The sequence below is a fragment of the Actinomadura atramentaria DSM 43919 genome (assembly GCF_000381885.1).
In the GTDB taxonomy this organism is placed as follows: domain Bacteria; phylum Actinomycetota; class Actinomycetes; order Streptosporangiales; family Streptosporangiaceae; genus Spirillospora; species Spirillospora atramentaria.
This window is the reverse complement of record NZ_KB907208.1, coordinates 618,648-641,176: the sequence shown is the minus strand read 5'-3', so window position 1 is coordinate 641,176 and position 22,529 is coordinate 618,648. Positions and strand designations below refer to the sequence as shown.

Sequence of the window (22,529 nt, the reverse complement as noted above, 5' to 3'; positions counted from 1 at the left end):
GGGCCAAGGGGCGTCGACTCCTCTTCCCGGAGTCGACGCCCCCGGCGCGGGGTGGGTGTCAGGCGGCGACCGCTTCGACGACCTCGCGCAGCTCGGCGCGGGTCTTGCGCTCCACCAGGTCGTCGTGCTTCCACCGCTCGACCTTGAACTGCTTCAGCTCGGCGTCGGTGAGCGGCGTGATGCCGTGGTCCTCCTCCAGATCGCGCAGCTTGACCGCGTCGACCCGGTACTTGGTCTTCAAGCCGCTGCCAGTGCGGGTGACCAGGAAGTAGAGGTCGTCGCGGTTGATCGGGCTGGTGCGGTCCTTGGCGGCGAACTCGACCAGCAGGTCCGCCACCATCGGCCCGACCGTCCAAACCTTCAGCTCGGGCTCGGCCGAAGAGTCGCCGTCGGCGTTCATCAGGACGACGTTGAAAGAGACCTGCAATCTGGGGTCGTTGCCCAGCTCGTCGCACAGCGGGCAGTTCTCGCGCAGGCAGACGAAGCCGCGCTGGCCCTCGGTGCGGTCCAGCCAGTGCTGGTAGTAGGCGGCGACCGGCTCGTCATCCAAGATCTTGATGACGGTGTCGGTGTCCTCCTCGATCTTCAGGTTGGAGGCGAAGCCGCCCGACTCGGCACGCAGGGTCTTGTAGGACCCCCAGCCTGTGCCCGAGGTGGCCGGGGCCTTGCCCTCGCTGGCGCCACGGTCGAACGCCTTGCGGGCGGCGTTGGAGGGGTGGTTGCGCTTGGACTCGGCGATCTGGTCCTGGATCTCGTCGATCTCCTCGCGGGTGATCTCCTCAGCCTCGGCCGCCTTGCGGGCACGGCGTTCGTCCAGGCTGGTGACGATCTTCTCGGCGGTCTCGGCGGTGCGTGCCCGGCGCTTGTTGTCGACCTCGATGTCGTTCTCGGTGGGCTCAGGCAGGTCGCGAGCGGTGGATGCGTTGGTCGTCGCGGCAGGGCGACGGGAGATGGTGCGCGGCACGGGTGGGTGTCCTTACTCTTCGTCGTGGGTGTTCTGGGTGACCAGTGGGTGGCGCAGGACGTAGGAGCCGCTCTCGCCGGTGGTGGCGGCGGCGTCGATCAGCTCGACGGAGGTGGCCTTCTCCAGCAGCTCACCGAGCTGGTCGAAGAACTCCTCGGGGCGCTGGGCCAGCTCGTGGTTGTCGTCGCTGGTCAGCTCGACCTCCGCGCCGACTTCGAGCCACTCGTACTTGCCCATGGCGATGTGGTGCCGGATGCTGCGGGTGATCTTCATGCGGCCTGGGCTCCCTGGCTGGTGTCGTTGCTGGTGGCCAAGTCGAGTTCGGAGACGTGGTGCAGGTAGCCCAGGCCGTCGGTCTTGCCGTAGACCACCTCGTCGTCCAAGGGCAGGCCCGCGTTGAAGGAGTGGATCGCGTAGTCCAGGCAGGCGATGGTGCCTCCGCTGGACATCCAGGACTGTCCGCCGACGCGGTCCCACCAGTCCTCGATGACGTAGGAGTCGCCGGTGGCGGCGATGGTCACGGTCTGGCCTGCGTTGGGGTGGGGTTCGCTGTGCAGCATTACGCCGCCTCCTGGTGGGTGTCGGTGCGGGCGGCGCGGGCGCGGGCGGCCTCTTCCAGGCCGGTGAACAGCTCGGCGACGCGGGTCTTGAAGCGGGTCTGGCCCAAGGGGCGGCGCGAGGAGTTGAGGATGCCTTCCTCGTGGGCGATCTTCAGAATCCCCTGCACCTGCTCGCGGGTGTAGAGCCGCTTGCGGGCGCGCGGGTCCTGGGACGGCGAGCGCAGCCGGGTCGGCGGGATGACACCCTCGGCTTCCCACTTGCGCAGGGTGACGGCTTTGCGCCCGAGGATGTCGGCCAGCTGCCCGACCGTGTAGAGGTCGATCACCTCGCCCTGGCAGCGCCAGGGCTGCGGGCGGATGTGGTCGGGGATTTCCGGGACCGCGTTGGAGGTGGCCGGGCGAAGGTGGCGGCCGTTGCGGTTGATCGGCGTGCGAGAGCCCGGGTAATACTCGGTCATGCCGCCACGTCCTTCAATGCGAAGGACTCGGACTGCTCCAGGATCTTGTCCAGCTCGTCATCGGTGAGCTTGTCTTCGGCGTACAACGCGAAGATTGCTTCTGGGTTGATGACGGTGATGACCTGGGCGGCCTCGCCCCACAGGCCCTTTTCCTTCAGGATGTCTTCGGCGATCTGCTCGTTCACGCGCGAGGAGACACGACGTTCCATCTTCAGCGAGGTGATGGACTTGTCGCCGTTTTCGATGGCATCCTTCAGGGGCAGATACACCGACCCCCGGTCATCTCGTTCGCCGTGCTTGTAGATGATGCCGGCCAAGTCGCCGCGCACCAGATCCATGCGGTTCTTCAGGGCCGCAGCCTCGCGCTTCAGCATGAAGTACTGGGCGGCGAGGCGATGAGCAATAACGTCTTCCGGGCAGGCTGGCGCCGCCGTTTCAGACATGGCTGTCCCCTTGTTTGAGTACCCGAGGTAGAAACTCGTCGTCCGGTTTCCGGCACGTCGAGTTGCTATTAAGGTACCCCTGGGGTAACGGACATATCGGGCGGCATTAATTCTTGACCACTGGCGTGGCCCGATTTACGCAATGGCGGCGGGCGGGCCCACCGACCAAAGTGCTCCTTCGGAACTTTCAAAGTGCGGTCGCTTCACATTGTCCGACTCGTGTTGCTATTCAAGCCGGGGCGACCTGGCCGAAATCATCGGATCGGTTTTGAATGGCTTGACGTTCAATATCCGGGGGCACCCTGGAGTTCCTCGTCGTCCTCCCAGACGGTGCCGGTCCAGTCGGCGGCCACCACGTGCCGGGTCTGGCCGCGCTCCCAGTGCCCCTCGGCGGTGCGGGTGCCGTGGCGCAGGATCATGAACTCGTCGGGGCCGTGGCCAGTGCGGGTGTGGGTGCGGATCAGTTTGAGCAGGTCCCCGTCGGCGCGCAGCTCCCACACGTGATCGACGTCGTCGCTCTTGGAGGAGTGGCCTCGTGCGCCCTGGCCACGGTCCTTGCCGAAGTGGTCCAGGCGGACCGTGGCGATCCCTTCGCTCTTGAGCGGCATGAGTGTGCAGGTGTAGAGGCCGTGCCAGGTGCTCGATTCGTTCTCTTTGCCTTGGACGAAGCGGCTGACGGTGTCGATGAACACCACCTGGGCCCCGTACTCCAGGACCAGGTCGACCATCTGGGCTCCGCCTGCTGCCGAGTTGAGCGGAGATATCTCGGGGAACGGGACGTACAGCAGGTTCTCCAGCTGGCCAGGTTCGGCGCCGAAGGCGTGGAAGCGTTCCTGGATGACGCGCAGGCCGTTCTCCTTGTCCAGGTAGGCCACGCGCACCGGCTCGGTCTTGTCCCAGCCCAGAAACGGCAGGCCCGCGGCCATGCGCCAGGCCCACTCCTGGGAGAACAGCGACTTGCCGGCCTTGGCGTCGCCGACCAGCGCGACGTGTTCGCCTTTGGCCATGAGGCGTCCGGCCAGCCAAGGAACCTCGCCGAAGTCGGTGGCCAGGAAGCTGGACCAGTTCAGGTGTGGCTCGACCGAGATCTCTTTGAGCTGGTCGAAGCCGTAGCCCGCTTCCAGGTGGTCGGTCAGGTCGGCGCCCTTACCGGTGGCGCGGCCCCGTACGACCTTGAGGGAGGCTGCGACCGGTTTGAGGGCCTTGTAGACGGCGCGGGCGTGGGCGAGCCCTGCTTCGTCGTGGTCGGCGATGATGACCGCGTGGACACCAGCGAGCTGTTGGGTGTACTCGGGCAGCCACTTGGTGGACTGGCTGTCCTTGCTGGCACCCTCGTGGTTTGTCGTGGCGACCTGGCCCATCTTGCGGGCGGACTCGACGTCCTTCTCGCCTTCGACGATGTACACGGTCTCGCCCGCGGCGACAGCGCGGCGCACCTGAGGCAGGTTGTACAGCACCTTGCGGGCATCGCCGAGACCCGGGGCAAGGCCACCCTCGGTGTAGTGCAGGATCGTGAAGTCCTTGCCGGGCTTGCGGCGCTTCATGAACAGGCCGGCGCCCAGCTCGTCGGTGTAGATGTAGTCGGCCGCCGCGCGGTCGCACACGGCACCGAAACTCAGGCCGAGCGCTTCGAGGATGCTGCGTGGGGTGCAGCCGGTGTGGCAGTAGAGCACGACCGGCTGGGTGTCGCCTTCTTTGATCGACAGGGAGGCTTTGCCGTCGTCGTGGGCAGGGCAGCGCGCCATCCAGCCCTGCCCACTGGGACGTACGTCCTCCAGCAGGCCAAGGATCTCCTCCAGGGCGAAGCCGGTGCGGATGTTGTCGCGCGCCAGCAGGTACTGCGACCAGCTCATGAGGGATCTCCTTGTGTCTGCGCGGTGGCCTGGTTACAAGCCAAGTGCGGCCAGGCTGGCGGCGGGATTGTCGGGGTCGACGACCACGCCTCGACCGGCTGGGTAGGAAAACTGCCTGCCCGGTTCGGGATCGAGTACGGCCACTACGTGCGGCTGGCACGACAGCTCGCGGCCGTGCTGACTCGGTGTGGTGGCGTACACCTGGCCGATCGGCAGGTCTGACAGGCGTTCGGCCAGCGCTTCGGCGTCCAGCAGGTGGGTGACCACGTCTACGCCCCAGTCGTGGCCCCACAGGTGCCAGATCACTTTGGTGGCGGCCGGGTTGATCTCCCACCTGCGCGGGTCGGTGAACGAGCGGCAGCCCAGGCCACGCCACCAGCGGTGGGTGGTGCGCTTGGGCGGCAACCCCACCAGTCCCTCGAACACCAGATGGATGCGGGGGACGATCTCGTTGGAGATGTCACCCCCTTGCATCGGTGCCTCCGGTCATCGGCACCAGCGTGGCGGCCTCGCGCTCCAGCAGGTTCATCAGCGCCGGGTGGATCTCGGTCAGCTGACGTTTGCCCAGCCAGGTGGTGACGACTGTGGGGCGGCCGTCGTTGTAGCGATCCGACACCAGCTGGTACAGGGTGCTCTCGGCGTAGCCGGTGGCGGTGCGGTGTTCGCCTCCCAGCTGGTCCAGCACCAGCAGGTCGGCGTCCTGGTACTCGCTGATACGTTCGGAAACATCGGTATCGAATCTTCCGAGGATGGTTTGTTTGGCGGCCACGTAGTCGTGCGCGGAGACGAAGCGGCACAGCTGCTTCTCCCGGGACTGGTAGGCCAGCTCGTAGAGCGCCGCGCAGGCCAGGTGGGACTTGCCGGTGCCGTGGGGTCCGGCCAGCAGGACCCCACGTGCTGAGCCGTTGCGGCTGCCCCACTCGCGCAAGTGCTGTAGCAGGATGTCGGCGGCGTTGCGCTGGTCGGCGTCGCGGGCTACGTAGTGGCTCAGGCGGTGGCCCCACAGGTGCCGGGGAACGCCGTACTTCTTGCGAACGGTGTCACTGGCGCGCATGCGGCGCAGGTCGGCTTCGCTTCTGGTGCGCACCCTCAGGTCGGTGACGGCGCTCATTCCCACTCCCATCCGGGGTTGCTGTTGCTGGAACCGGTGGGCTGGTCCCATGCCCAGGTGTCGCCGGTCTGGGCGGTGGGGCGGCGCACGATGGCCAGCAGCTTGTCGCGCTGCGACAGCAGGTCCATGCGTGCTCCGCGTTCGGGGCGGCGCAGGCCCGGGTCGGCCAGGTAGCGGTCGATCATCGCGCTGATCTCGTGCTCGGCGATGCCTCCGTTGATCCAGGCGTTGAGCGCGGAGGCGAGCTTGATGGTCTCGGGCTTGGACATGTACAGGTTGCAGTCGGGCAGGGCCTGGGCGAACTTCTCGGCCAGGTTGTAGCCCGGTGAACGGCGGCGGGAGTGCCGTCCTGCGGACTGGGCCGCGGGGTGCTCGGCAAGCGCCCCGGAGATCTCGACGACGTTCATCGGATCGAGCGCCGCGTCGGGGTCTGGGAGTCCGCGTGGGTGTTTCATGTCAGGCGTGCCCTCCGGTTCCGGGCCCTGGCCCGGTCTGAGGTAGGACGACGTAGTCGTACTACCGAAGAGGTTCTTAACGTCCTCCACCTGCGGTGGAGGACCGACAAGCACAGAAGAAATCTGCGCCGAGCACGGCTGGGTGTCAAAATCGGGGTTGGGATTCGCCTCGTCTATCAACTGGTGTCGCTCCGAATCGGATTCGGGACTAGTAACTGGTCCCATCGCAGCCTTGCGGTCACCTTGGGGTGTTATCACCCATCCTCCGCCGATATCTCTCACCGCGACTTTCCGGAGCGCGCGGAGAGCGGTTGTTTGGGGCATATCGGTTGCTTGCATGACTTCTTTGAGCGTGGCACCAGGCTGTATTTGCAGGACCCGCGCCACTGTCGCCTGCGCTTTAGAAAGGCGGGACGTCATCAGACAGTGGCGCAGCCGGAACCTTTTCCTCGACGGCAGCCCGCTTGGGCTCGCCCTTACTCGGTTCGGTGCGCTCGGCGGCGGCCTTGTAGTGGCCGACCGCGGCGTCCAGCTCGTTGGCCCAGGCACCGAGTGTCTCGATGATGCGGATGGCTTCCTTGATGCCTTCGTGGATGTTGGCCAGGGTTTCGCCGGCAAGTACGCCCGCCAGGGCTGTGGGCACCGGCGCCTGGCGGGCGGCGGGGATCGCGTGGTCGGCGGTGACGCGTTCCACCGGTTCGTCGGGCGTCGATTCGTTGGGGTCGTGCTCCAGCCTGAAGTCGTCCAGGCCGTCGGTGAGGCTACGCACGCCGTGGCCCTGTTCCAGCAGGGTGTAGACCAGGTCCCCGGTGGGGTCGTGGCTCTCGTCGAAGGCGGCCAGCGCGTGGATGACGTGCTCGGGGTGACGGCTGGCGAAGACGTCCAGCTGGGTCAGCACCTCCTCGACCACGTCCTCGGCCTGCACCAGCTCGGCTGAGGTGGGCAGGCCCGTCAGCGGCTGCCCTGCGGGGTGGATGAGCTGGAGCTGGACGTCGTTCTTGACGGCCCAGCCTGCGGCCTCGTTGACGGTGGCCAGGGCGCGGCCGGCCTGGTCGGGCAGGACCGCCAGCAGAAGGTGCGCCGGGCCACCGTCGGCCAGGTCGGTCAGCACGTCGTGCAGGTAGCGAGTGTTCACCTCGGCGGTGCCCGCGATCAAGATCATTTTTTGCATGCCGGGGTTATACGGGGAAGGAGATCCCGGAAGACGCAGGGCACGCGCACGCCTTTGTCAACGATCTTCTTTGCTTGACTAATGATCTTCGTCAAACCCTTAACGATCTCCCCTTATTTGGGCAAGGTGGTGATTCGATCTACCTCGACGGGAAGAGCAAAGGGCAAGTACTCAAGAATGATCTCCCTTACGCCTTGGACTGATCCCCCGGCTTTGTCAACGCGCCTGCTGCCCAAACCGGGATAAAAGAAGCTGCGGCTCTCGCCGCGGGCGTACTTGCCGCCGACGTACTCCCACCGGTAGTCGGTCGGGTTGGACTCGTAGGTGGGGTCGGCGTCGGGGACCGGCGGCTGGAAGCCGTCGCCGTCGAAGTAGGGCTGCAAGATCGTGCCGGTCTCCAGCAACACCCCGTCGATCGCCAGCACTCCCCCGTCGTCGCCATTGGCCGAGATCGTGATGGTTCCGGTGCGGGCGATAGCGCGGCCAGTCACCCAGAACCGCGCCCACCGGTGCTGCGGGTAGGGGCTGTCCTCGCCTCCCCCGTAGGGGACGCAGTCGAGGGTGTGCGGGCGTACCACGCTGGGCGGAGTCTCGGACGCGGCGTGCCAACTGGTATGGCCGCGACGGTTGTAGCGCATGGTGATGTCGCCGGTGTCGTCAGCGGGCTGTACGTCCACACCCCACGACGAGTCGGCATACGTCGAACGTGGCCCGCGCCAAGCGGCTTCGGCGCGGGACCCGAAGGTGTGGGGGCAGCCCCCGTAGGGGACGACCGTGTCGTCCTCGTCTGGGTAGGGGATCTCGTTGGTCCCGCCGCCGTAGGGGGTGTCGCCGTATTGGCCGGTGCCGTACGGGTAGTTCAGGGCTCCCTCGATCTCCACCATCCCGACCTGGTCGAATCCGGCCATGGTGACCTGGAGGTTGGTGACCGGCGGCTTGAGGTAGACGTAGCCCGACAGCGAGTACAGGTCGCCCGGTTCGGTGCCGGTGACGTTGATCGCCGCGCTGGCCTGGCCCAGTCCGGTGAAGGTGAGCGCCCCGAACGAGGTCCCGAACTTCGGCCCGATGGTGTTGCGGGCCAGCTCGGCGATCTCCTCAGGCGTGAGGTTCTCTTTCTCGGCTTCGGTGGGAGTGATCGGGTCGGGGATGCTGGCGCTCTGCGTCAGCTTCGCGACACCTGACGGCCGCCAGTGCTTGGTCGACACCTCGAAGGAGGGGTTGGGGATCAGGTTCAGCCGGGCCGGGAGCAGGGTGATGATGTGTTTGCGGGGCGCGGTGTACGGCGGCGGGCTGGGTTGGGCGGCGGTCTGAATGTCGACCGACACCCCGTCCAGCTGGATCAGGCCGTCGGCGGGAACGTTGTCGATCTGGAAAGCCACCTGCGCGTAGGCGGCGCGCTTCCACAACGGCTTGGTCTCCCCGGGCCGGTCGCCGCGCACCAGGTAGTCGCCGGGAGCCACCAGCGTGGTCCAGGGACGCTCGAACTTCCCGTCTTTGACGCCGGTCTTGTTGTTGGTGCCCACCGCCACGGCGTAGGTCATGGCGGGGTCGGAGTCGGTGGGTGCCCAGGCGGCGAAGTCATCGAAGCTGATCTCGGGGACCGCCACGGCCAGGCCGGCGTTCCCGTCGCAGCGCCCCCATGCCGACGCCGACATGGCCAGTGCCTGCTGCGGCACGATCGCCGCCGCCACCCGGCCGGTGCACACGGTGGTGATCTCCCCGGTCGCTGGGTCGGCGACGTCGCGGCAGATCATGTCGGCGCAGGTGATGTCGGCGTATGCCTCGACCGGCAGGTGCCGGTTGTCGCGGACCGAGGTGGAGGCGTTGGGTTCGCCCTCCCACACCGCGCCGTACTGGTCGCCGTCGACATATGCCGACAGCTCGCCCGACTCCACCTGCCAGCAGTCGATCTGGATGAAGGTGTCGATGGCCGGTGCGGCGTGGACGACGACGAACACCTCCGTGCCCGCGTCCACCGGTTCGGGGTGAGTGAGGTGGTGGCGCTGCCAGTCGCGGGTAAGGGTGGGGCTGATCTCTGCCAGGGGTTCGACCTGGCCGATCCGGTAGAGCCGAATCGACACCGGCAGAGCATCGGTCTTGCCGCGCAGGTACAGCGAGGCGGTGATGCCGTCGGCGGAGGTGGCGCTGACCCGGGCCGTCGGGCTGACCCACCCCTGTACGGGCGGGGCTTGGCCGGTGGCGGGGAGCATCACTTGCAGGGTGGTCTCGCCCTGCTCGACGCCGCCGATCGGCGGGACCGGATCGGTTTCGGCTCCTGCGGAGAGCTGCACCAGGCGGGCATCGCCGGCAGCGGTCCCGTCGATCCCTGCCTCGAAGCTTGGGTTCAGCACCCAGTTTCGGGTCAGGTCCTTGGCGGTCGCGCTCATCGGTAGGACACCCCCACGTTGCCGTTTTTGGGATTGAGGGTCACGCCGGGCACCGTGAGCACCTTGGTCCCGTTGATGTAGACCGTGGCCGTGGTGGAGCCGGTGAGCTCCACCATCAGCCGGTCCCCGTCGCGCACGACCTTGCCGCCGTAGGTGCCCAGCTGGGTCACCTTGCCGTCGGCGGCCACCTGTTCAAGGGCGGTGCGCGTGGCGCGGATGTGGGAGTTGTTGGTGGTGTCGTAGCGGGCGACGATCGCCTGCGGCGCTGCGGTGTCTGCGCTGGGGTTGGTCGTGCGGATGGTGGCGGCGACGCGCAGGTTCTCGGCGCCGTTCAGTCCGGTGTCGACGACGCTGACCGAAGGCGCTCCCATATCGACCGGGTGCCAGACTCCCCCGCTGGGGATCACCGACCCGGGTGGCAATGCCCCCATGGTGGTGGTGAACGCGCCCTTGACGTCCTTCCAGGTGGCGGCCCCGACCTCGACCGGACGGCGGCCGGTGGCCGGGGAGTCGCTGGTGAAGGAGTCGAACAGGGCGGTGCTGGCGGCGGCAGGGGTCCACGTGGCGTTGGCGGGCATACCGATCGGTTCGCCGTGCTCGTCGAACCAGGCCACGCCGACCTTGACCGGAAGCGCGCCGCCGGTCGCATGACGCAGATATCCGGCGATGGTGATGGCCAGGCGGTCATCAGCGCGTGAGGCTTGTGTCCACCAGGAGGTCGAGCCCGCCCGGTCGGGGATGACGCCCTGGCTGCGGCGTACCGCCTGGTACACGCGGCGGTTCCATTCCACCAGCTCCCCCACCTGGTATTCGCGGCTGGGTAGCCAGGGCTGGGTAGCGCGCGGAAGGGGGACGCCGTCGGCGATGACCTGCATCGGGTCGAGCGATGGTTCGCGGCCAGAGGCGGGGGCGGCGGGGTCCTTGAACCGTCGAGAGACCGACTTGAGGACGACTGAGCGGGAAGCGGTGTCCTTGTTCCGGACGTTCAACAGATTAGCGGTCTCAAAGCCACCAAGATCCGGACGCGTCGCGGCGGTAGAGCCTGGGCCCTGCGGGCTGTACTGGACCTCCCACCAGTCCCCCGTGTCCTTGGATACCCCGACAACGATCACTTCCCAGGTGAACGGGCCGCCGGTGAGCTTGTTGCGCACGGTGGGGTCAGCGGCCAGGGTGTCGCCCAGGCGTTTCCAGGCGTCGGTGTCCTTGGTGGGGTCGGGGATGTCAGCGCAGCCGTAGGCGTCGCGCTTGGCCTCGTACCAGGCGCCCACCCCTTGGTCGTGCTGTACGCGGGTGCCCTTGGGGTAGTAGACCAGCGGCGACCACATCTCGTACTGCGGGTGCACGAACGACGACTCGTCCATGGTCAGCATCAGGTTGCCGGTCACGCGGACGGAGATGTCCCAGCCGGTCATGATGCGAATCCAGTGCCGCAGCCCCTCCACGGTCCCCTTCTCGCGGATCACGTGGGAGTAGGCCATCAGACGGCGGCGCAGCAGGGTGGCCGAGTCGCGCGGATCGGCGTAACAGCCCAGTTGGAGCGCGGCGTTGATGAGGTTGCGGTGGTGGGTGAAGCCGATGTCGTTGAGGCGCAGCAGCGGCTCGTGCATCGAGCGCAGGTGGTCGACTCCGGCGGCGAACATCGCCAGGAACTTCTTGAGGTCTTCGTTCTCGGGTTGGGTGAGCAGCGTGGTCAGCTCGCCGCCCAGGTACCGGTGCCAGATGGGCACGCGTTCGAGCAGCCAGTTGTGCGAGTCCTTGTCGGCGACGACCAGCACGCTCGCGCCGCCCGCGCGTTGCCAGCGCTTGTCGACCGGGTCCAGCACGAAGATGGCGTAGTACTGGTAGCCGCCGGGGGTGATGGTGGTGTCGCTGGTGGCGGTCTGCGGCTCGTCGGGGGTGGCGTCGATGATGACCTGACCGTCACCGGGGCCCGCAGGGTATCCGGCGACCGACCTGACCAGACGCAGCCGCTCCCAGTCAGCGACCGGCAGCGTCCAGGAGATCGCCAGGTGTTCGTAGTCGGTCTGGGTGACCACGAACGGCTGCACCGAGTAGTCCACGACGCGGCGCTGCCCGTATTTCGTCAGCCCGTAGTAGTCGAGTGCGTAAGTCGCCATGCCCTCCCCCCTTTCACTTCTTTCGGAGCCAGACCGCGGAAAGATTGCCCCTGATCTGCATGCGGCGGCCCGAGTGCTGGGACACCAGCGCGCGGATCAGCCACCCCTTGTTCAGCGGCAGCACGCACGCCACGCTCTGACGGACACCGCGGGACTTACGCAGGTGCGGCAGGCCCGCGTCGCACGTCAGCTCGTACATGTGACGGCCGGTCTTGGGGTCGGCGCGGGTGATCTTGAGCAGCCGGTGTCCGACCGTCCGCGAGGTGGGGTACCAGTACACATAACCCGTCAGCAGCCATAGCCCGCTCTCAGGGATCAAGATGCCGCGACCGCCCTTGTCGAACCCGCCCATCGGCGCGCTGAAGTTGGTCACCTTCAGTGGCCAGTCGTCCACCAGGTAGGGGTTGGAGCGCACCCACTGGGGCTTGATGCTGGTGACGATCGCCGGTCGTTCCTCGTTCCACGTCAGGCCCCTCAACCTGTCGCGGATGTCCTTGTAGGTGCGGGTGCCGCCGGTCGGCCGTGGGTCACGTGACGGGTTGACCTTGGGCCCCAGCAGCGTCGGCTCGATACCGATCGTCTGTTGGATCGCCCGGATCTCGTCTTGCAGGAGGTTGACGTGCGCGGCCAGCACGTCATCGACGTAGTCCTTCTTGGGCTCGAAGGTCTTGACGCCTTTGGGGTATGTCGCCATGGCGGCCTCACTTACAGATCGTGGTGCGGTCGCCGACGGCGACGTTGATGGTCCCGGCGGTGGGCAGCTCGATGGGCCTCAGGCCCAGGTCGCGCAGCTCGGGGTTCTTGTCGGTGCCGCCCTTGCGCATGAGCTTGGTGACGCGCGCCGAGTAGACGCCTTCCAGCCGCATCAGCTCGGCGACGATCGCCGAGACGCTGATGCACATGCCGAATTCAGTGCGGTCGGGGCTCAGGAGTCGGCTGACGGCTTCCTTGGCGCGGAACTTCGCGTGCGCCACGTCGGTGCGCGGTTCCAGCCACAGGGTGACCCCTACGTCGATCGGGACCAGTTTGGGCCCGGCCACCGACACAGTGATGCCCGCCTGGATGCGTCCGCGCAGGTGCTCATAGATCCGCTCGATCATCCGGGCGTTGGGAGAGCTGCCGCCCGGCCCGGCGACGAACACGTTCACCGACGAGAAGTGCTCGGCGATGGCGGTGGCCTTGACCACGCCCGGCACGCTCAAGGCTTCCTGCTTGTAATCGTCGATCGACACGCACCGGTCCTGGGTGCGGTACTGGAGCGGGGCGGTGCCGCGGATCGACTCGGTGGATTCGGGGTCGGCTCCGCCGCGCATTTCGGTGGAGCGCGGCTGGCCGCCGCCGTCGGGCGCCAGTTCGACGCCGTAGATGTTCTCCGACGCGATCATGACGATCTTGCCGGAGTCCAGGTTGCCCTTGATCCCGTCGGCGACCCGGAACGTGGCGCGGATCTGCTGGTCTCTGCTGGGAATGGCGCCGGTGATGCCGTCGCCGAACCGCACCCAGGTGACACCGTTGGAGTCGGTGCGGACGGTGAACGCTTTGTCGCTGGGGTCGGCGTCCACGATGTGGTCCACGCGGGCCCACGGGGAGGGTCCGTAGGCTTCGACGACCTCGATCTTCACGGTGTCGTGGAGAACGCCGGTGCGTGGGAGCCGGAAGCGTTGCCCGGCCTCGCCGGTGGATGTGCCCACCAGTTGGTCGCGGACCGTCTCGCCTTGGGTGACCTTGATTTCGGTCGGGCTGTGGTCGGCGGGGATCGTCACGTCGGCGTCGGACTCGAAGATGATCACTTCGTCGGACTCGATGTCGAGTTCGGCGGCGAACTGGGTTCCTGCCTTGAGGATCACCGCGGCGGGGGCGTCGTCTTCGGTCTTGACCCATACTGCGCCTTGTGCGGGTGCGCCGTTGTGCGGCAGATATCCCAGCATGTCGGCGATGGCCAGCACGCTCATGCGTTGGGTGGCCGTCGGCAGGAATGCTTCCATCGCCGCGCGGTCGCAGTTATAGCTGAGCAGGTCGGTGATGTAGGAGAACAGTTCCGTCATCAAGACGCCGAAGTCGCCTTCAGACCTGGAGGTCCATTCTGGAAAAACCTGCCGCGCGTACTCCAGAAGGGCAGTTTTGGCCATCTGGTAGTCACGCGCGGTGTAATCAATCAGCGGGTCAGCCACGGGACACCTCGAAGCAGGGCTTCGGCCTATCCCGTGTCAGTTCTCCGCTGGCGCGAAAGCAAGTCGGTTGGTTTTATTGTCGCCCGGACGTGTGCCGGATACCGAATATCAGCCGCGTATAACCTCGGTGACTCGGCCGCCGACGTGAACGGTGGCCGTGTTGACGTAGGAGTCGCCGGCGTGGGTGCCGGGGCTGTCGACGGTGGCGATGTCGAGTTCGACCTTGGCTAGGCCCTGGTCGTTGTAGGTCGGGCGCACTCCGCGGAGTTTGATGCCCGGCTCCCATTTCCCCAGGCCCGTGGCGACACGGTCGACGATTTCTCCGCTGACTTCTTGGGTGTTGTTTTCAAACACCAGCTCGATCAGCGAGCAGCCGTAGGGCGTCATCATGACGCGCTCACCGTTGGTGGTGGCGGCCAAGCCCATGGCGTGGGCGTTGATCTGGCGGTCGGGGTCTTCCTGGACGGCGACGCGGCCAGTGCTGTCCAGCCGGAACGGAACGGCGATCTCTTTGGGCATGGTGGTCTCCTCACGGCCCCGGCGGCGGGACGGGTGGTGGTGTTGCGGCGCTGCCGCCGATCCAGACCGGTTGGCGGATGTCTCCCCCCAGGAACATCACCAGCACTTGGTCGCCGGGGGCGGGCATCGCCACAGGGATGATCATCGGTGAGGCCCACTGGCAGACTGCGCTGCCCAGCACGTGCGGGACGCGGGCGCGGATGCGTGTGTTGTGTACGGCGGTGACCGTGGCGGGGTAGATGCCGCAGTGCTGGGTCATGGGTGGTCCTGGTGGGCGGTGTGCGGATGGTGGATGGAGGGTCGCTGGATGTTGGCGATCCAGCGTTGGACGCCGGTGTCGGGGTCAGGCACCAAGTGCATGCCGCCGCCGGTGGAGGCGTTGTGGACGTCGGCGGTGGTGTAGCCGGTGTTGCGGTTGCGGACCAGGCGGACCTGGGTGTTGTAGAAGCCAGTGAGCGGGTCACCGAGTTGGGGGGTCCCCAGGCGGTGCCGGGCGGCGGTGATCAGCCAGGTTCCCTCCGCGTGCCGGGGCAGCGCTTGGCCGACCAGCCGGATCAGCCGCCCGGGACGCAGCCGCGGTGACCCTCGCAGGTCGGCTTCGGCCACCAGCCAGTCGGCGTTGGCGGCCGATTCGGCTCGGGCCAGCGCACGGGCCTCTCCGAAGGACGCGGCCGGGCGTGGGTTCTTGATCTGTTTGAGGGTGCCCGTGCCGGAGGTGGCAGCCACGGTGCGGCCGGTGGTGCGGTCCAGGCCGTACACGGTGCGGGTGGCCTTCACGCCGCCCACGGGGGTCTGGGTGCCGGCGATCATCTCAAAGCGGGTGACGTCGGCGACCTGGTGGCCGAACCAGTAGGTGGGGATGTCATTGCTGAGCCCGCCAGCCAGATAGGTCCGCGGGTGCAGCAGGGTCGCGTCGGGGCCGTCGATGTGCAGCCGGTAGCCGTTCTCGGCGGCGCGGTCGAGCAGGAACTGCCAATCGCTCTGGTCGGCGGATTGGGCCAGGTACCGGTGCCGGATCGGGGTGGTGTCGGTGACTGGCGACAGGCCCGCGCCCAAGGCGATCCTGCGGGTGATGTAGGAGTCGGTGACGCTGCGCCAGGACCGCACGTGCCCACAGTTCAGCGGCCAGGAGGTGCCGATCAGGACGTAGGAGAACGTCTGGGCCTGTGGGGTGCCCGCCGACCGGTCGCGCAGGAACTCGGCGTGATGCACGTATCCGTACCAGCGGTCGGTGTCGCCGGTGCTGCCGTAGCCCAGCGCCACCGGGGAGCCTTCAGGCCAGGTCTGCCGGTTGCGGTTGCCCGCTAGCTGGCCGGTCAGCTGGACGAAAGCCAGGGTGTGCCTGCCGAATTCCTGCCGAATCTCCAAGCTGTGGATGGCGCCGGGGTTGGTCACCCCGTCGGGCGGGCGCAGCAGCTGGGTGACCGGAAGCGACCATTGGCTGTCGGGAGTGCTAGTCACGGGGCACCCGCAACTCGGTGTCGGGCGGCAGGTCGAAGAAGTCGACGATCTCGGGGTTGGCGTCGGCGATGCGCCACCACTGCTGGTCGTCGCCGTAGACCTCGTACGCCAGCTGGTCGAGACGGCGCGGCCCCAAGAGCACCTTGGTGTAGGAGAAGACGAACGGGCCCTGCTCGCCGGGGTACATGGTGTTGCGGACCTGTCCGTTGACCTCGACGGGCACGACATTGGCGCCGTAGTAGCGCGAAGACGCCGGAATAGCCATCAGTTGCCTCCTGCTCGCCCGGCACGGCCGCCCGCGTCATCGCCGCTGCCACCGTCGGTGCTTTGCTGCTGTTCCTGAAGGCGGTAGTTCGGGGGCGGCAACAGCGTGATGTTGGTACTGATCACGCACCGGTTGGGCACCAAGTAAGCAGTGAAGTGCGTGTAGCTGACCGAAAAATTCAGGATGTAGCCGTAGTAGCGCAGTGGCCCCAGTTCCAGCATCACGGTGGTGGGCGACGGAGGAACGGTCAGGGTGTTGCGAATGTAGGGTCCCTGGTACTGCGGTGAACCGGCGAAGTTGAAGAACTCGGCGTTCATGTCGAAGTTGCTCATGCCGAGCATCTCGTGGAAGACCTGCACGTCGACCAGGACGCCCATCTCCTGGGCCAGGGTGCCTTTGCCTTTGCCGGGCTTCAGCCAGGTCTCGTAGGTGCGGTCGCACAGCAGTTGCAGCGAGATGTTGCCGGTGTTGGGTTCGGAAGGAACCGGGACCATCCCCACCAGGTTCGGCGGCGTGCCGCTTTCTGGCTTCTTGTACTGGGCGGTCAGAACCTCTTTGAGGGCCTCGGGCTTGATCTGGGAGTTGTAGGAGACCGTGATCTCGCTGGGGTTGTAGAGGAACTGGAACATCTGCGCTTCGTCCGCTTTGGGGACCTTCCCGTCCCACTCGCGGCGCCACAGCCGTCCCCGACGCAGGATCTCCCCGCGGTCGTTGGCCTTGTCCCCGGCGAAAGACCGCTTGCGCTTCCACAGCTCGAAGTCGGGGTTGGTGTAGCGGCGGCGCAGAACCTGCGGCTTGGACTTGTCGTCCTTCTTGTCGTCAGGCTTCTTCTTGGCCTTCTCCGCCTCGCCTTGCCCCTTCATCTTCTCGATCTTCTTGCAGGTGGCGATGGCGCGAGGGTTCCCGGGGAACCGCTCCTCGCAGGACTTCTTGGGCGGCATGTCAAACTCCCCCGGCGATCGTTTCGTACAGGTGTTCTCGGTCCAGCAGCCGCCGCAGCTCGATGCTGGTGTTGCGCAGCTGGTCGCCGGTGGTGCCGTCGCCGCCCGGCAGGTCGGTGTCCACGAAGTTGTCGGCGAACCGGATCGCCACTTCGTCGGCGTGGTCACCGTCTCCGCCGTGGGAGAACAGCGACTGGCGGGCGATGGCCTCGCGGACCTTCTCAGCGGGTCGCACCGGCAGGATCGACTCGCCCTTATGGACCTGGGCGGTCTCGTCGGCGCGCACGTCGTAGGCACCATCGCGGTACCAGTTGTGCTGCCGCCAGAACTTCTGCGCGCCGAGCGGGTCCTTGTAACGGCCCTTGATGTACCGCAGCATCCACTTGAGCTGTGTGGACGGGTTGGTCTTCCAGTCCTTGCCGACGCTGGCCATCTTGTTGCCGGGCAGCGCTTGGGGCAGGCCGTAAGCGCCCGAGGACGGGTTCTGTGCTTTGGGGTTCCAGGACGACTCGTGCTGGATCAGCCAGTCCAGAGCTTCCCATTGGGCGCCTGAGCCCCAGCCGTGTTTGGAAGCCAGCCCCTTGGCCAGTTCCTTCAGGCACTTCTTGTCGTCGAGCTTGCATTGAGCATGGGCGTCGCCTCCTGTGCCTCCGCTGCTCTGCTGCCCGGACGCCGCGCCGCTGCCGTTCTCGCGGCCAGTCCCCGAGCCGTTGCTGTCGCTGCTGGCAAAGCCCGCTGTTCCGCCGTCTCCGGCCAGGGCCGCGGCCAACGACTCGACTTCCTCCACCGACCCGTACTTGTTGCCCATCGCATCAGAGCCGGTCGAGGTACCGTGGCTGTCGCCGGGGTTGGAGGGGTCCTGCTTCTTCTCCTTGCCACCGTCGCCCAGGGCCACGCCACCACCTGCGCCGTTGGGCATCACGACGGGGGCGTTGGGGTCGGACGGGCGGCCGGCCACCACCGAGATATGAACGTGGTCGTAGTGGTTCTGGGTGATGCTGCCGCGGTCGCCCATGCGGCGCCACTTCTTGTCGCCGCGGCTGATGTTGAAGATCCGCTGTTTCCAGATCACGTACTTGATGCCCAGTCGCGAGGCGTTGGCGATGGCGTAGGCGGCGGTCCGGTCGCCCAGGGCTTCTTCGCTCCCGGTGGAGCGCTTGCCGATCCGGGAGGTCATGAAGTCACACGCCATGCCCTTGCCGTGGTCCTGGGGGTCGCCGGGGCGAAGGCACCCCACCGACGGGAAGCCCTTGATGCGGGACTGGATGTCGGCCTTGGCGCTGCGCATGGTGGGGGTCAGGTCCAGGCCGCCCATCAGGCCGCCGACCGAGGGCCCGAACCCGCCCATCAGCAGTTTGCCGATCCCGGCGGCCCAGCCGCTCTTGCCGACCGAGTCCAGCACCGCACCGCCGCCCGAGGCCCCCACGATCTGCTTGATGATCGGCAGGTTGATGATGCCGCTCAATGCCTTCTCGAACTCGGCGGCCACCTCGGCGGCGCCCTTCACCGCGCTGGTGAAGTCCTCGTTGATGTCGGCCTGGCGGGACTGGCGCGTGGAGTTGAGCCGCTTGACCGCGCGCAGCCGGTCCTTGTCCATGCCCCACTCGGCGGCCTTCTCCTGGGCCTCGGCGTCATCCTCGCCCGCCTTCTTCAGCGTCTCTTTGAAGTCGCTGTCGGAGACGCCCTTGCGGCGGGCCTTGTTCATGGCCAGGCCGTACTCCTTGAGCATGTCGGGGTCGAACCCTGACTGGATCGCCTGGATGTAGCCGGTGCCGCCCTGGGAGTAGAGCGTCTCGGTGTCCTTGTCCGAGAGCGTCTTTTGGCCGATGCGGTTCATGATTCCGGCGTGGATGTCACCGGGTCCGAAGCTGGTTCCGTCGCCGGAGGGCGTCAGGCCCAGGTTCAGTCCGGTGAACGTCCCGGCGGAGGAGGCGAACTGGGCTTGGAACTTGGCGACCTGTTCGGCGGACCGTTCGGGCATGGCGTAGGAGATGCCCATGTAGTCGCTGTAGGCGGCGCGCGAGCGTGCGGTCGAGCCAGGCCCGTACCCGACGGGGCCGCCAGCGATGTCACGGCGGATCATCTCGCCGCGCAAAGTGTCGTTGACGTTGAACCCGACCGACGGGATCGCCTGTCCGTTGCGGCCGAAGATCTGGCGGCGCAGCTGGTCGCGGCCATCGGCGGCGTTGCCGTTCATCCCCATCGAGGCGCTGGACACATAGGCGTCGATGCTCAGCTGCTCGCCCATGTGCTGGTTGCCGTAGCCGATCATCGCGCTCAAGGCTTTGCCCGCGCCCAGGGGCAGGCTGCCGCTCATCTGCGACAGGAACCCGCCACCACCACCGCCGCCGCCGCCGCTGGGTGAGGGGGCCACGCCGCCGAACGCTCCTCCGCCACCGCCACCGCCACCGCCGGAGCTGGTGCCTCGGGCTCCGCTACCTGCCGCCCCTGGTCCCCGACGAGGGGCGGGACGTTGAGGCGTGCGATAGCTGGTGGAGGAGAACCGTGCTCCACCGCCGTTGGCGCGATTGGCCGAGTAGTTGGACCCGGCGTTCCAGCCGGGCGAACGGGTGGCGGTGTAGCCGATGCCGCCACCGGTCAGCCGGTTGGCCGCGGACTGGAGCTGCTCCCACCGCGAGATGGCCTTGTCCCAGGTCGCCGCCGCGCAGATCAGCCGTTCGGCGGTGCGCTCCAGGTCGTTGGCGCCGATGATGCGCTTGATGCGTGGTGGCATGGCTTACCCCCCGGCGCCCATCAGCTCGTACACACGTTCGCGGGCCAGCTGCTGGGCGAACGCGCGGGCGGCGGCCTGGGCGGACTCGGGGGTGACGGTGCCGCTCACGCGGAACACGACCGAGCCCTGCCCGAAGTGCAGCGCGAGCTTGCCGCCCCCACTGCCGGTCTGGGCAGGGCGGGTCTTGAACACCGACGCTTTGGCCAGCACTTCGCGGACCTGCTCGGCGACTTCCTTGGGCAGGACCATCTCGCCTTTGTGTAGGTCGGCGGTCTCGTCCTCGGTCTCCCACGCGCCGGTGGCGTAGGCGTTGCGCTTGGGGCGGCCGTTGGCGTCCAGGCCCGGGGGCTGGCTTCCCTTGTCGCCGCCGCCCAGCACCACGTACTCGGCGCGCACCAGGCCCTGGCCGGATGCCTTGGGGCGCTTGGGGTCCCAGAAGCCCTGGCCGAACTGCGCCATCATGTACGTGGAGATGTCGTATTCGCGGTCGGGGATGCCGGGGCCGCGGTCGCCGACCTCACCGATCTGGACCTTGCCCTTGTGCCGGAAGGCGACCTTCGTGCCGCACTTCAACGTGCGGTGGGCGATGTGGTTCTTCTTCATCCCCTTGCCGCACGCCGGTGCGCCGGTGTCGCCGTAGGAGGAGTCGGAGCCGGTGTCCCAGTAGGAGGCGACCTCGCCGGACTTGGCCTTGGACCAGTCGATCTTCCCGGTGTAGGACGACGAGCCGGAGTTGTTCTGGTCGGATGCGCCGTTGGACTCGGTCTGGCGTTCCTTGGTGGCCGAGTCCTCCCCCACGCCGACGTCCGCGCCCGACAGTGCCCCGGCGATGGCTTCGACTTCTTCGACCGAGCCGTACTTGTCGCCCATGTGGCCCATGGCCTGCCCGACGGACTGACCGCCGGCCTGGTCGGGTCCGCTCCCGCCCTGGGCTCCGCCGCCCTGGCCGTTGGCGGCGGCGTTGTCCGACAGCGAGCAGCCCAGGATGCGCTTGGCGCCCATGTCCCAGCGGGCCTTGGAGTATTTGGTGATCTTCACGCCGCCGGTCTGGTTGGAGCCGGTGTCGATGACCTGTCCGCCGCCGATGTACATGCCGACGTGTCCTGGTGGTGCGCCAAATCCTGTGCGCCGGTACAGCAGGTCGCCTGGTTGGAGCTTCTCGCCGGGCTTGACGCGGCGTCCGTCGTTGCGCCACTGGGTCTGGGTGGTGCGTGTGATCTTTTTCCCGGCGAGGGAGTACATCCACTGCACGAAGCTGGAGCAGTCGAACTTGCTGGTGTCGCCTTCGCGGGCGCCCAGCAGGTAGGGCGTGCCCAGCTTGGACTTGCCCGCTTTGATCATCGTTGCGACGGCTCCGGAGTCGGCTCCGTCGCACCCGCTGCCGCCGGGGGCCTTGTCGGTCTGCTTGCTCATCGGCTCGGGGCCCGCACCGCCCAGCAGGCCCTTGACTGCGTTCCACGCCCCCGGCAAGTTGCCCTGCTGCACCGAACTCATCGCCGACCCGACACCGGAGGCGATCTTCAGGCCCCCGGCGATCAGGCCGCCCTTGCCGACCGAGTCCAGCACGCTCGCGCCGCCGGATGCGGCGACCAGCTGCTTGATCCCCGGGAGGTTGATGATGTTGGTGAGGGCCTTTTCCAGCTCGGTCGCCGCGCCCGCTGCGGCCTCGACCGAGTCCATGTAGTCCTCGTTGATGTCGGCCGAGCGCGACATCTTGGTGCCCTTGAGGTCCTTGAGCTTCTGCACGCCCTGGGCGCCGACGTAGTCGCCGATCTTCTTCTTGGCCTCTTCGTCGCCGTCGGCGGCCTTCTGCGCCAGCCGGTCCCAGTCGCCGGCGTTGCCGCCGTCGGCCATGAACTTCTTCTGGCCCTGGAGGTTGGTGCGCATCGCTGAGACGGTCTCTTCGGACCATCCCGACTCGATGGCCTGGATGCGGCCGGTGCCGCCCTGGGCGAAGAACGTCTCGATGTCCTTGGCGGACATCTTGTTCAGGTTCAGCCCGGCGCGGTTGAGCAGCTGGTTGCTCATCTGCGACATCGACACGTTGCTGCCGCCGCCCGACAACCGGCCGCCCAGGTTCATGAAGGTGAACGTCGAGGACGGGCCTGCGAGCTGCTGCTGGACGCGTGCGGCCCCGGCTGCCCCGAGCGTGGGGTTGGTCAGGCCGATCTGGGTGAAGTCGACGTTGCCCGCGCGCTGGCGGGCGGTGGTGGCACCGGGGATCGGCAGGGTGCCCATGGTGCGGCGCATCTGAGCGGCGTTGGCCCAGTCGCGGACGTTGAAGGCGATGCCCGGGATGCCCTCCCCGTTACGCCCGAACTGCTGCCCGAGGAACTGCTTGCGGGCCTCGCGGGGGTCCATGGAGGTGCCCATCGACACCGAGGAGGCGACGGCGTCCATGGTGAGCTGGTCGGGCATCTGCCGTTTGCCGAAGTCCAGCCAGGAGCCCATCGCCTTGCCAGCCAAGCCCATCGCGCCGCCCTGGTCGTCGGCCTGGTCGGCGAGCATCGACAAGAACCCACCGCCCCCACCGATCCCGCCGCCGGTCCCGGCACCCATCGAGCCGCCCTGGCCACCGCCGGTGAACGCCGAGCCGCCCCCGTTAGGGGTACCGCCTCCGCCCGCACCGCCGACTCCACCGGCGCCCGAGCGGGCCAGCATGGAGGCGACCTGCATCGCCCCGCCGGGCCCCTGGCGGACCTGCCCGCCGTTGGGGCGTCCGCCCATCCAGTTGGACATCGAGTTCCAGCCGCCGTTACCCATGCGCCCCGATGCGCCAGGGCTGGCTGCGCCCTTGCTCTCCAGGAACCGGGCGAACCGGGAGATGGTGCGTTCCAGCGCATCGACGGCGCGTTGCAGCTGGTCCTCCCCAGAGGTGCCCGAAGACGGCGTCGGCGTGTCGGCCACGGGTCACTCCCT

Annotated in this window: 21 protein-coding genes; all 21 read right to left on the bottom strand. The window is 67.4% G+C overall.

The annotated features are described in order from the left end of the window. Positions 1-58: 58 nt before the first annotated feature. The 21 genes from G339_RS0103035 to G339_RS0102940 all read right to left on the bottom strand — a co-directional run bounded on the left by G339_RS0103035 (position 59) and on the right by G339_RS0102940 (position 22,517). Positions 59-964 (bottom strand): hypothetical protein, encoded by a 906-nt coding sequence (locus G339_RS0103035; RefSeq protein ID WP_019629600.1) that lies wholly within the window; start codon positions 962-964, stop codon positions 59-61. A gap of 12 nt (positions 965-976) precedes the next feature. After that, positions 977-1,237 (bottom strand): hypothetical protein, encoded by a 261-nt coding sequence (locus G339_RS0103030; RefSeq protein ID WP_019629599.1) that lies wholly within the window; start codon positions 1,235-1,237, stop codon positions 977-979. Beyond that, positions 1,234-1,524, bottom strand: a complete 291-nt coding sequence (locus G339_RS0103025) for a hypothetical protein (RefSeq protein ID WP_019629598.1) — start codon at positions 1,522-1,524, stop codon at positions 1,234-1,236. Before G339_RS0103025 ends, G339_RS0103030 begins: the two co-directional genes overlap by 4 nt. Continuing rightward, positions 1,524-1,982, bottom strand: coding sequence for a MerR family transcriptional regulator (locus G339_RS0103020; RefSeq protein ID WP_019629597.1), 459 nt, complete (start codon positions 1,980-1,982; stop codon positions 1,524-1,526). Before G339_RS0103020 ends, G339_RS0103025 begins: the two co-directional genes overlap by 1 nt. Next, positions 1,979-2,425: a hypothetical protein gene (locus G339_RS0103015; RefSeq protein WP_019629596.1), complete on the bottom strand. Its 447-nt coding sequence runs from the start codon at positions 2,423-2,425 to the stop codon at positions 1,979-1,981. The genes G339_RS0103020 and G339_RS0103015 overlap by 4 nt, the downstream gene beginning before the upstream one ends. Before the next feature lie 284 nt (positions 2,426-2,709). Beyond that, positions 2,710-4,278: an AAA family ATPase gene (locus G339_RS36365; RefSeq protein ID WP_019629595.1), complete on the bottom strand. Its 1,569-nt coding sequence runs from the start codon at positions 4,276-4,278 to the stop codon at positions 2,710-2,712. A 33-nt stretch (positions 4,279-4,311) separates the two neighbouring features. Beyond that, complete coding sequence (locus G339_RS0103005) at positions 4,312-4,752, bottom strand: hypothetical protein (RefSeq protein ID WP_019629594.1); 441 nt, start codon at positions 4,750-4,752, stop codon at positions 4,312-4,314. Then, on the bottom strand, positions 4,739-5,389 hold the full coding sequence (locus tag G339_RS0103000; RefSeq protein WP_019629593.1) for an ATP-binding protein: 651 nt from the start codon (positions 5,387-5,389) through the stop codon (positions 4,739-4,741). Before G339_RS0103000 ends, G339_RS0103005 begins: the two co-directional genes overlap by 14 nt. Beyond that, on the bottom strand, positions 5,386-5,844 hold the full coding sequence (locus G339_RS0102995; protein WP_157407269.1) for a hypothetical protein: 459 nt from the start codon (positions 5,842-5,844) through the stop codon (positions 5,386-5,388). The genes G339_RS0103000 and G339_RS0102995 overlap by 4 nt, the downstream gene beginning before the upstream one ends. A gap of 400 nt (positions 5,845-6,244) precedes the next feature. Further along, positions 6,245-7,015: a hypothetical protein gene (locus tag G339_RS0102990; protein ID WP_157407267.1), complete on the bottom strand. Its 771-nt coding sequence runs from the start codon at positions 7,013-7,015 to the stop codon at positions 6,245-6,247. Between the two features lie 113 nt (positions 7,016-7,128). After that, the gene (locus tag G339_RS0102985) at positions 7,129-9,402 is read right to left on the bottom strand and encodes a hypothetical protein (protein WP_019629590.1); all 2,274 of its coding nucleotides are present in this window, start codon (positions 9,400-9,402) and stop codon (positions 7,129-7,131) included. After that, entirely contained in the window at positions 9,399-11,519 is a 2,121-nt protein-coding gene (locus G339_RS0102980; protein WP_019629589.1) for a hypothetical protein, read from the bottom strand. Before G339_RS0102980 ends, G339_RS0102985 begins: the two co-directional genes overlap by 4 nt. 13 nt (positions 11,520-11,532) lie before the next feature. After that, positions 11,533-12,213, bottom strand: a complete 681-nt coding sequence (locus G339_RS0102975) for a hypothetical protein (RefSeq protein WP_019629588.1) — start codon at positions 12,211-12,213, stop codon at positions 11,533-11,535. A 7-nt stretch (positions 12,214-12,220) separates the two neighbouring features. Then, positions 12,221-13,690 carry a putative baseplate assembly protein gene (locus G339_RS0102970; protein WP_084693084.1) on the bottom strand — a complete coding sequence of 490 codons (1,470 nt, stop codon included), beginning with the start codon at positions 13,688-13,690 and terminating at the stop codon, positions 12,221-12,223. Between the two features lie 108 nt (positions 13,691-13,798). Beyond that, the gene (locus G339_RS32380; protein ID WP_019629586.1) at positions 13,799-14,209 is read right to left on the bottom strand and encodes a GPW/gp25 family protein; all 411 of its coding nucleotides are present in this window, start codon (positions 14,207-14,209) and stop codon (positions 13,799-13,801) included. Between the two features lie 10 nt (positions 14,210-14,219). Next, complete coding sequence (locus G339_RS38455) at positions 14,220-14,468, bottom strand: phage baseplate assembly protein V (protein ID WP_157407265.1); 249 nt, start codon at positions 14,466-14,468, stop codon at positions 14,220-14,222. After that, positions 14,465-15,670 (bottom strand): hypothetical protein, encoded by a 1,206-nt coding sequence (locus G339_RS0102960; protein WP_157407263.1) that lies wholly within the window; start codon positions 15,668-15,670, stop codon positions 14,465-14,467. Before G339_RS0102960 ends, G339_RS38455 begins: the two co-directional genes overlap by 4 nt. Then, the gene (locus tag G339_RS32375; protein WP_019629584.1) at positions 15,663-15,935 is read right to left on the bottom strand and encodes a LysM peptidoglycan-binding domain-containing protein; all 273 of its coding nucleotides are present in this window, start codon (positions 15,933-15,935) and stop codon (positions 15,663-15,665) included. The genes G339_RS0102960 and G339_RS32375 overlap by 8 nt, the downstream gene beginning before the upstream one ends. Continuing rightward, positions 15,935-16,876 carry a hypothetical protein gene (locus G339_RS0102950; protein ID WP_019629583.1) on the bottom strand — a complete coding sequence of 314 codons (942 nt, stop codon included), beginning with the start codon at positions 16,874-16,876 and terminating at the stop codon, positions 15,935-15,937. The genes G339_RS32375 and G339_RS0102950 overlap by 1 nt, the downstream gene beginning before the upstream one ends. Before the next feature lies 1 nt (position 16,877). Continuing rightward, positions 16,878-19,610: an aggregation-promoting factor C-terminal-like domain-containing protein gene (locus tag G339_RS40200; RefSeq protein ID WP_240489734.1), complete on the bottom strand. Its 2,733-nt coding sequence runs from the start codon at positions 19,608-19,610 to the stop codon at positions 16,878-16,880. 3 nt (positions 19,611-19,613) lie between these two features. Beyond that, positions 19,614-22,517, bottom strand: a complete 2,904-nt coding sequence (locus G339_RS0102940; protein WP_157407261.1) for an NlpC/P60 family protein — start codon at positions 22,515-22,517, stop codon at positions 19,614-19,616. Positions 22,518-22,529: the final 12 nt, after the last annotated feature.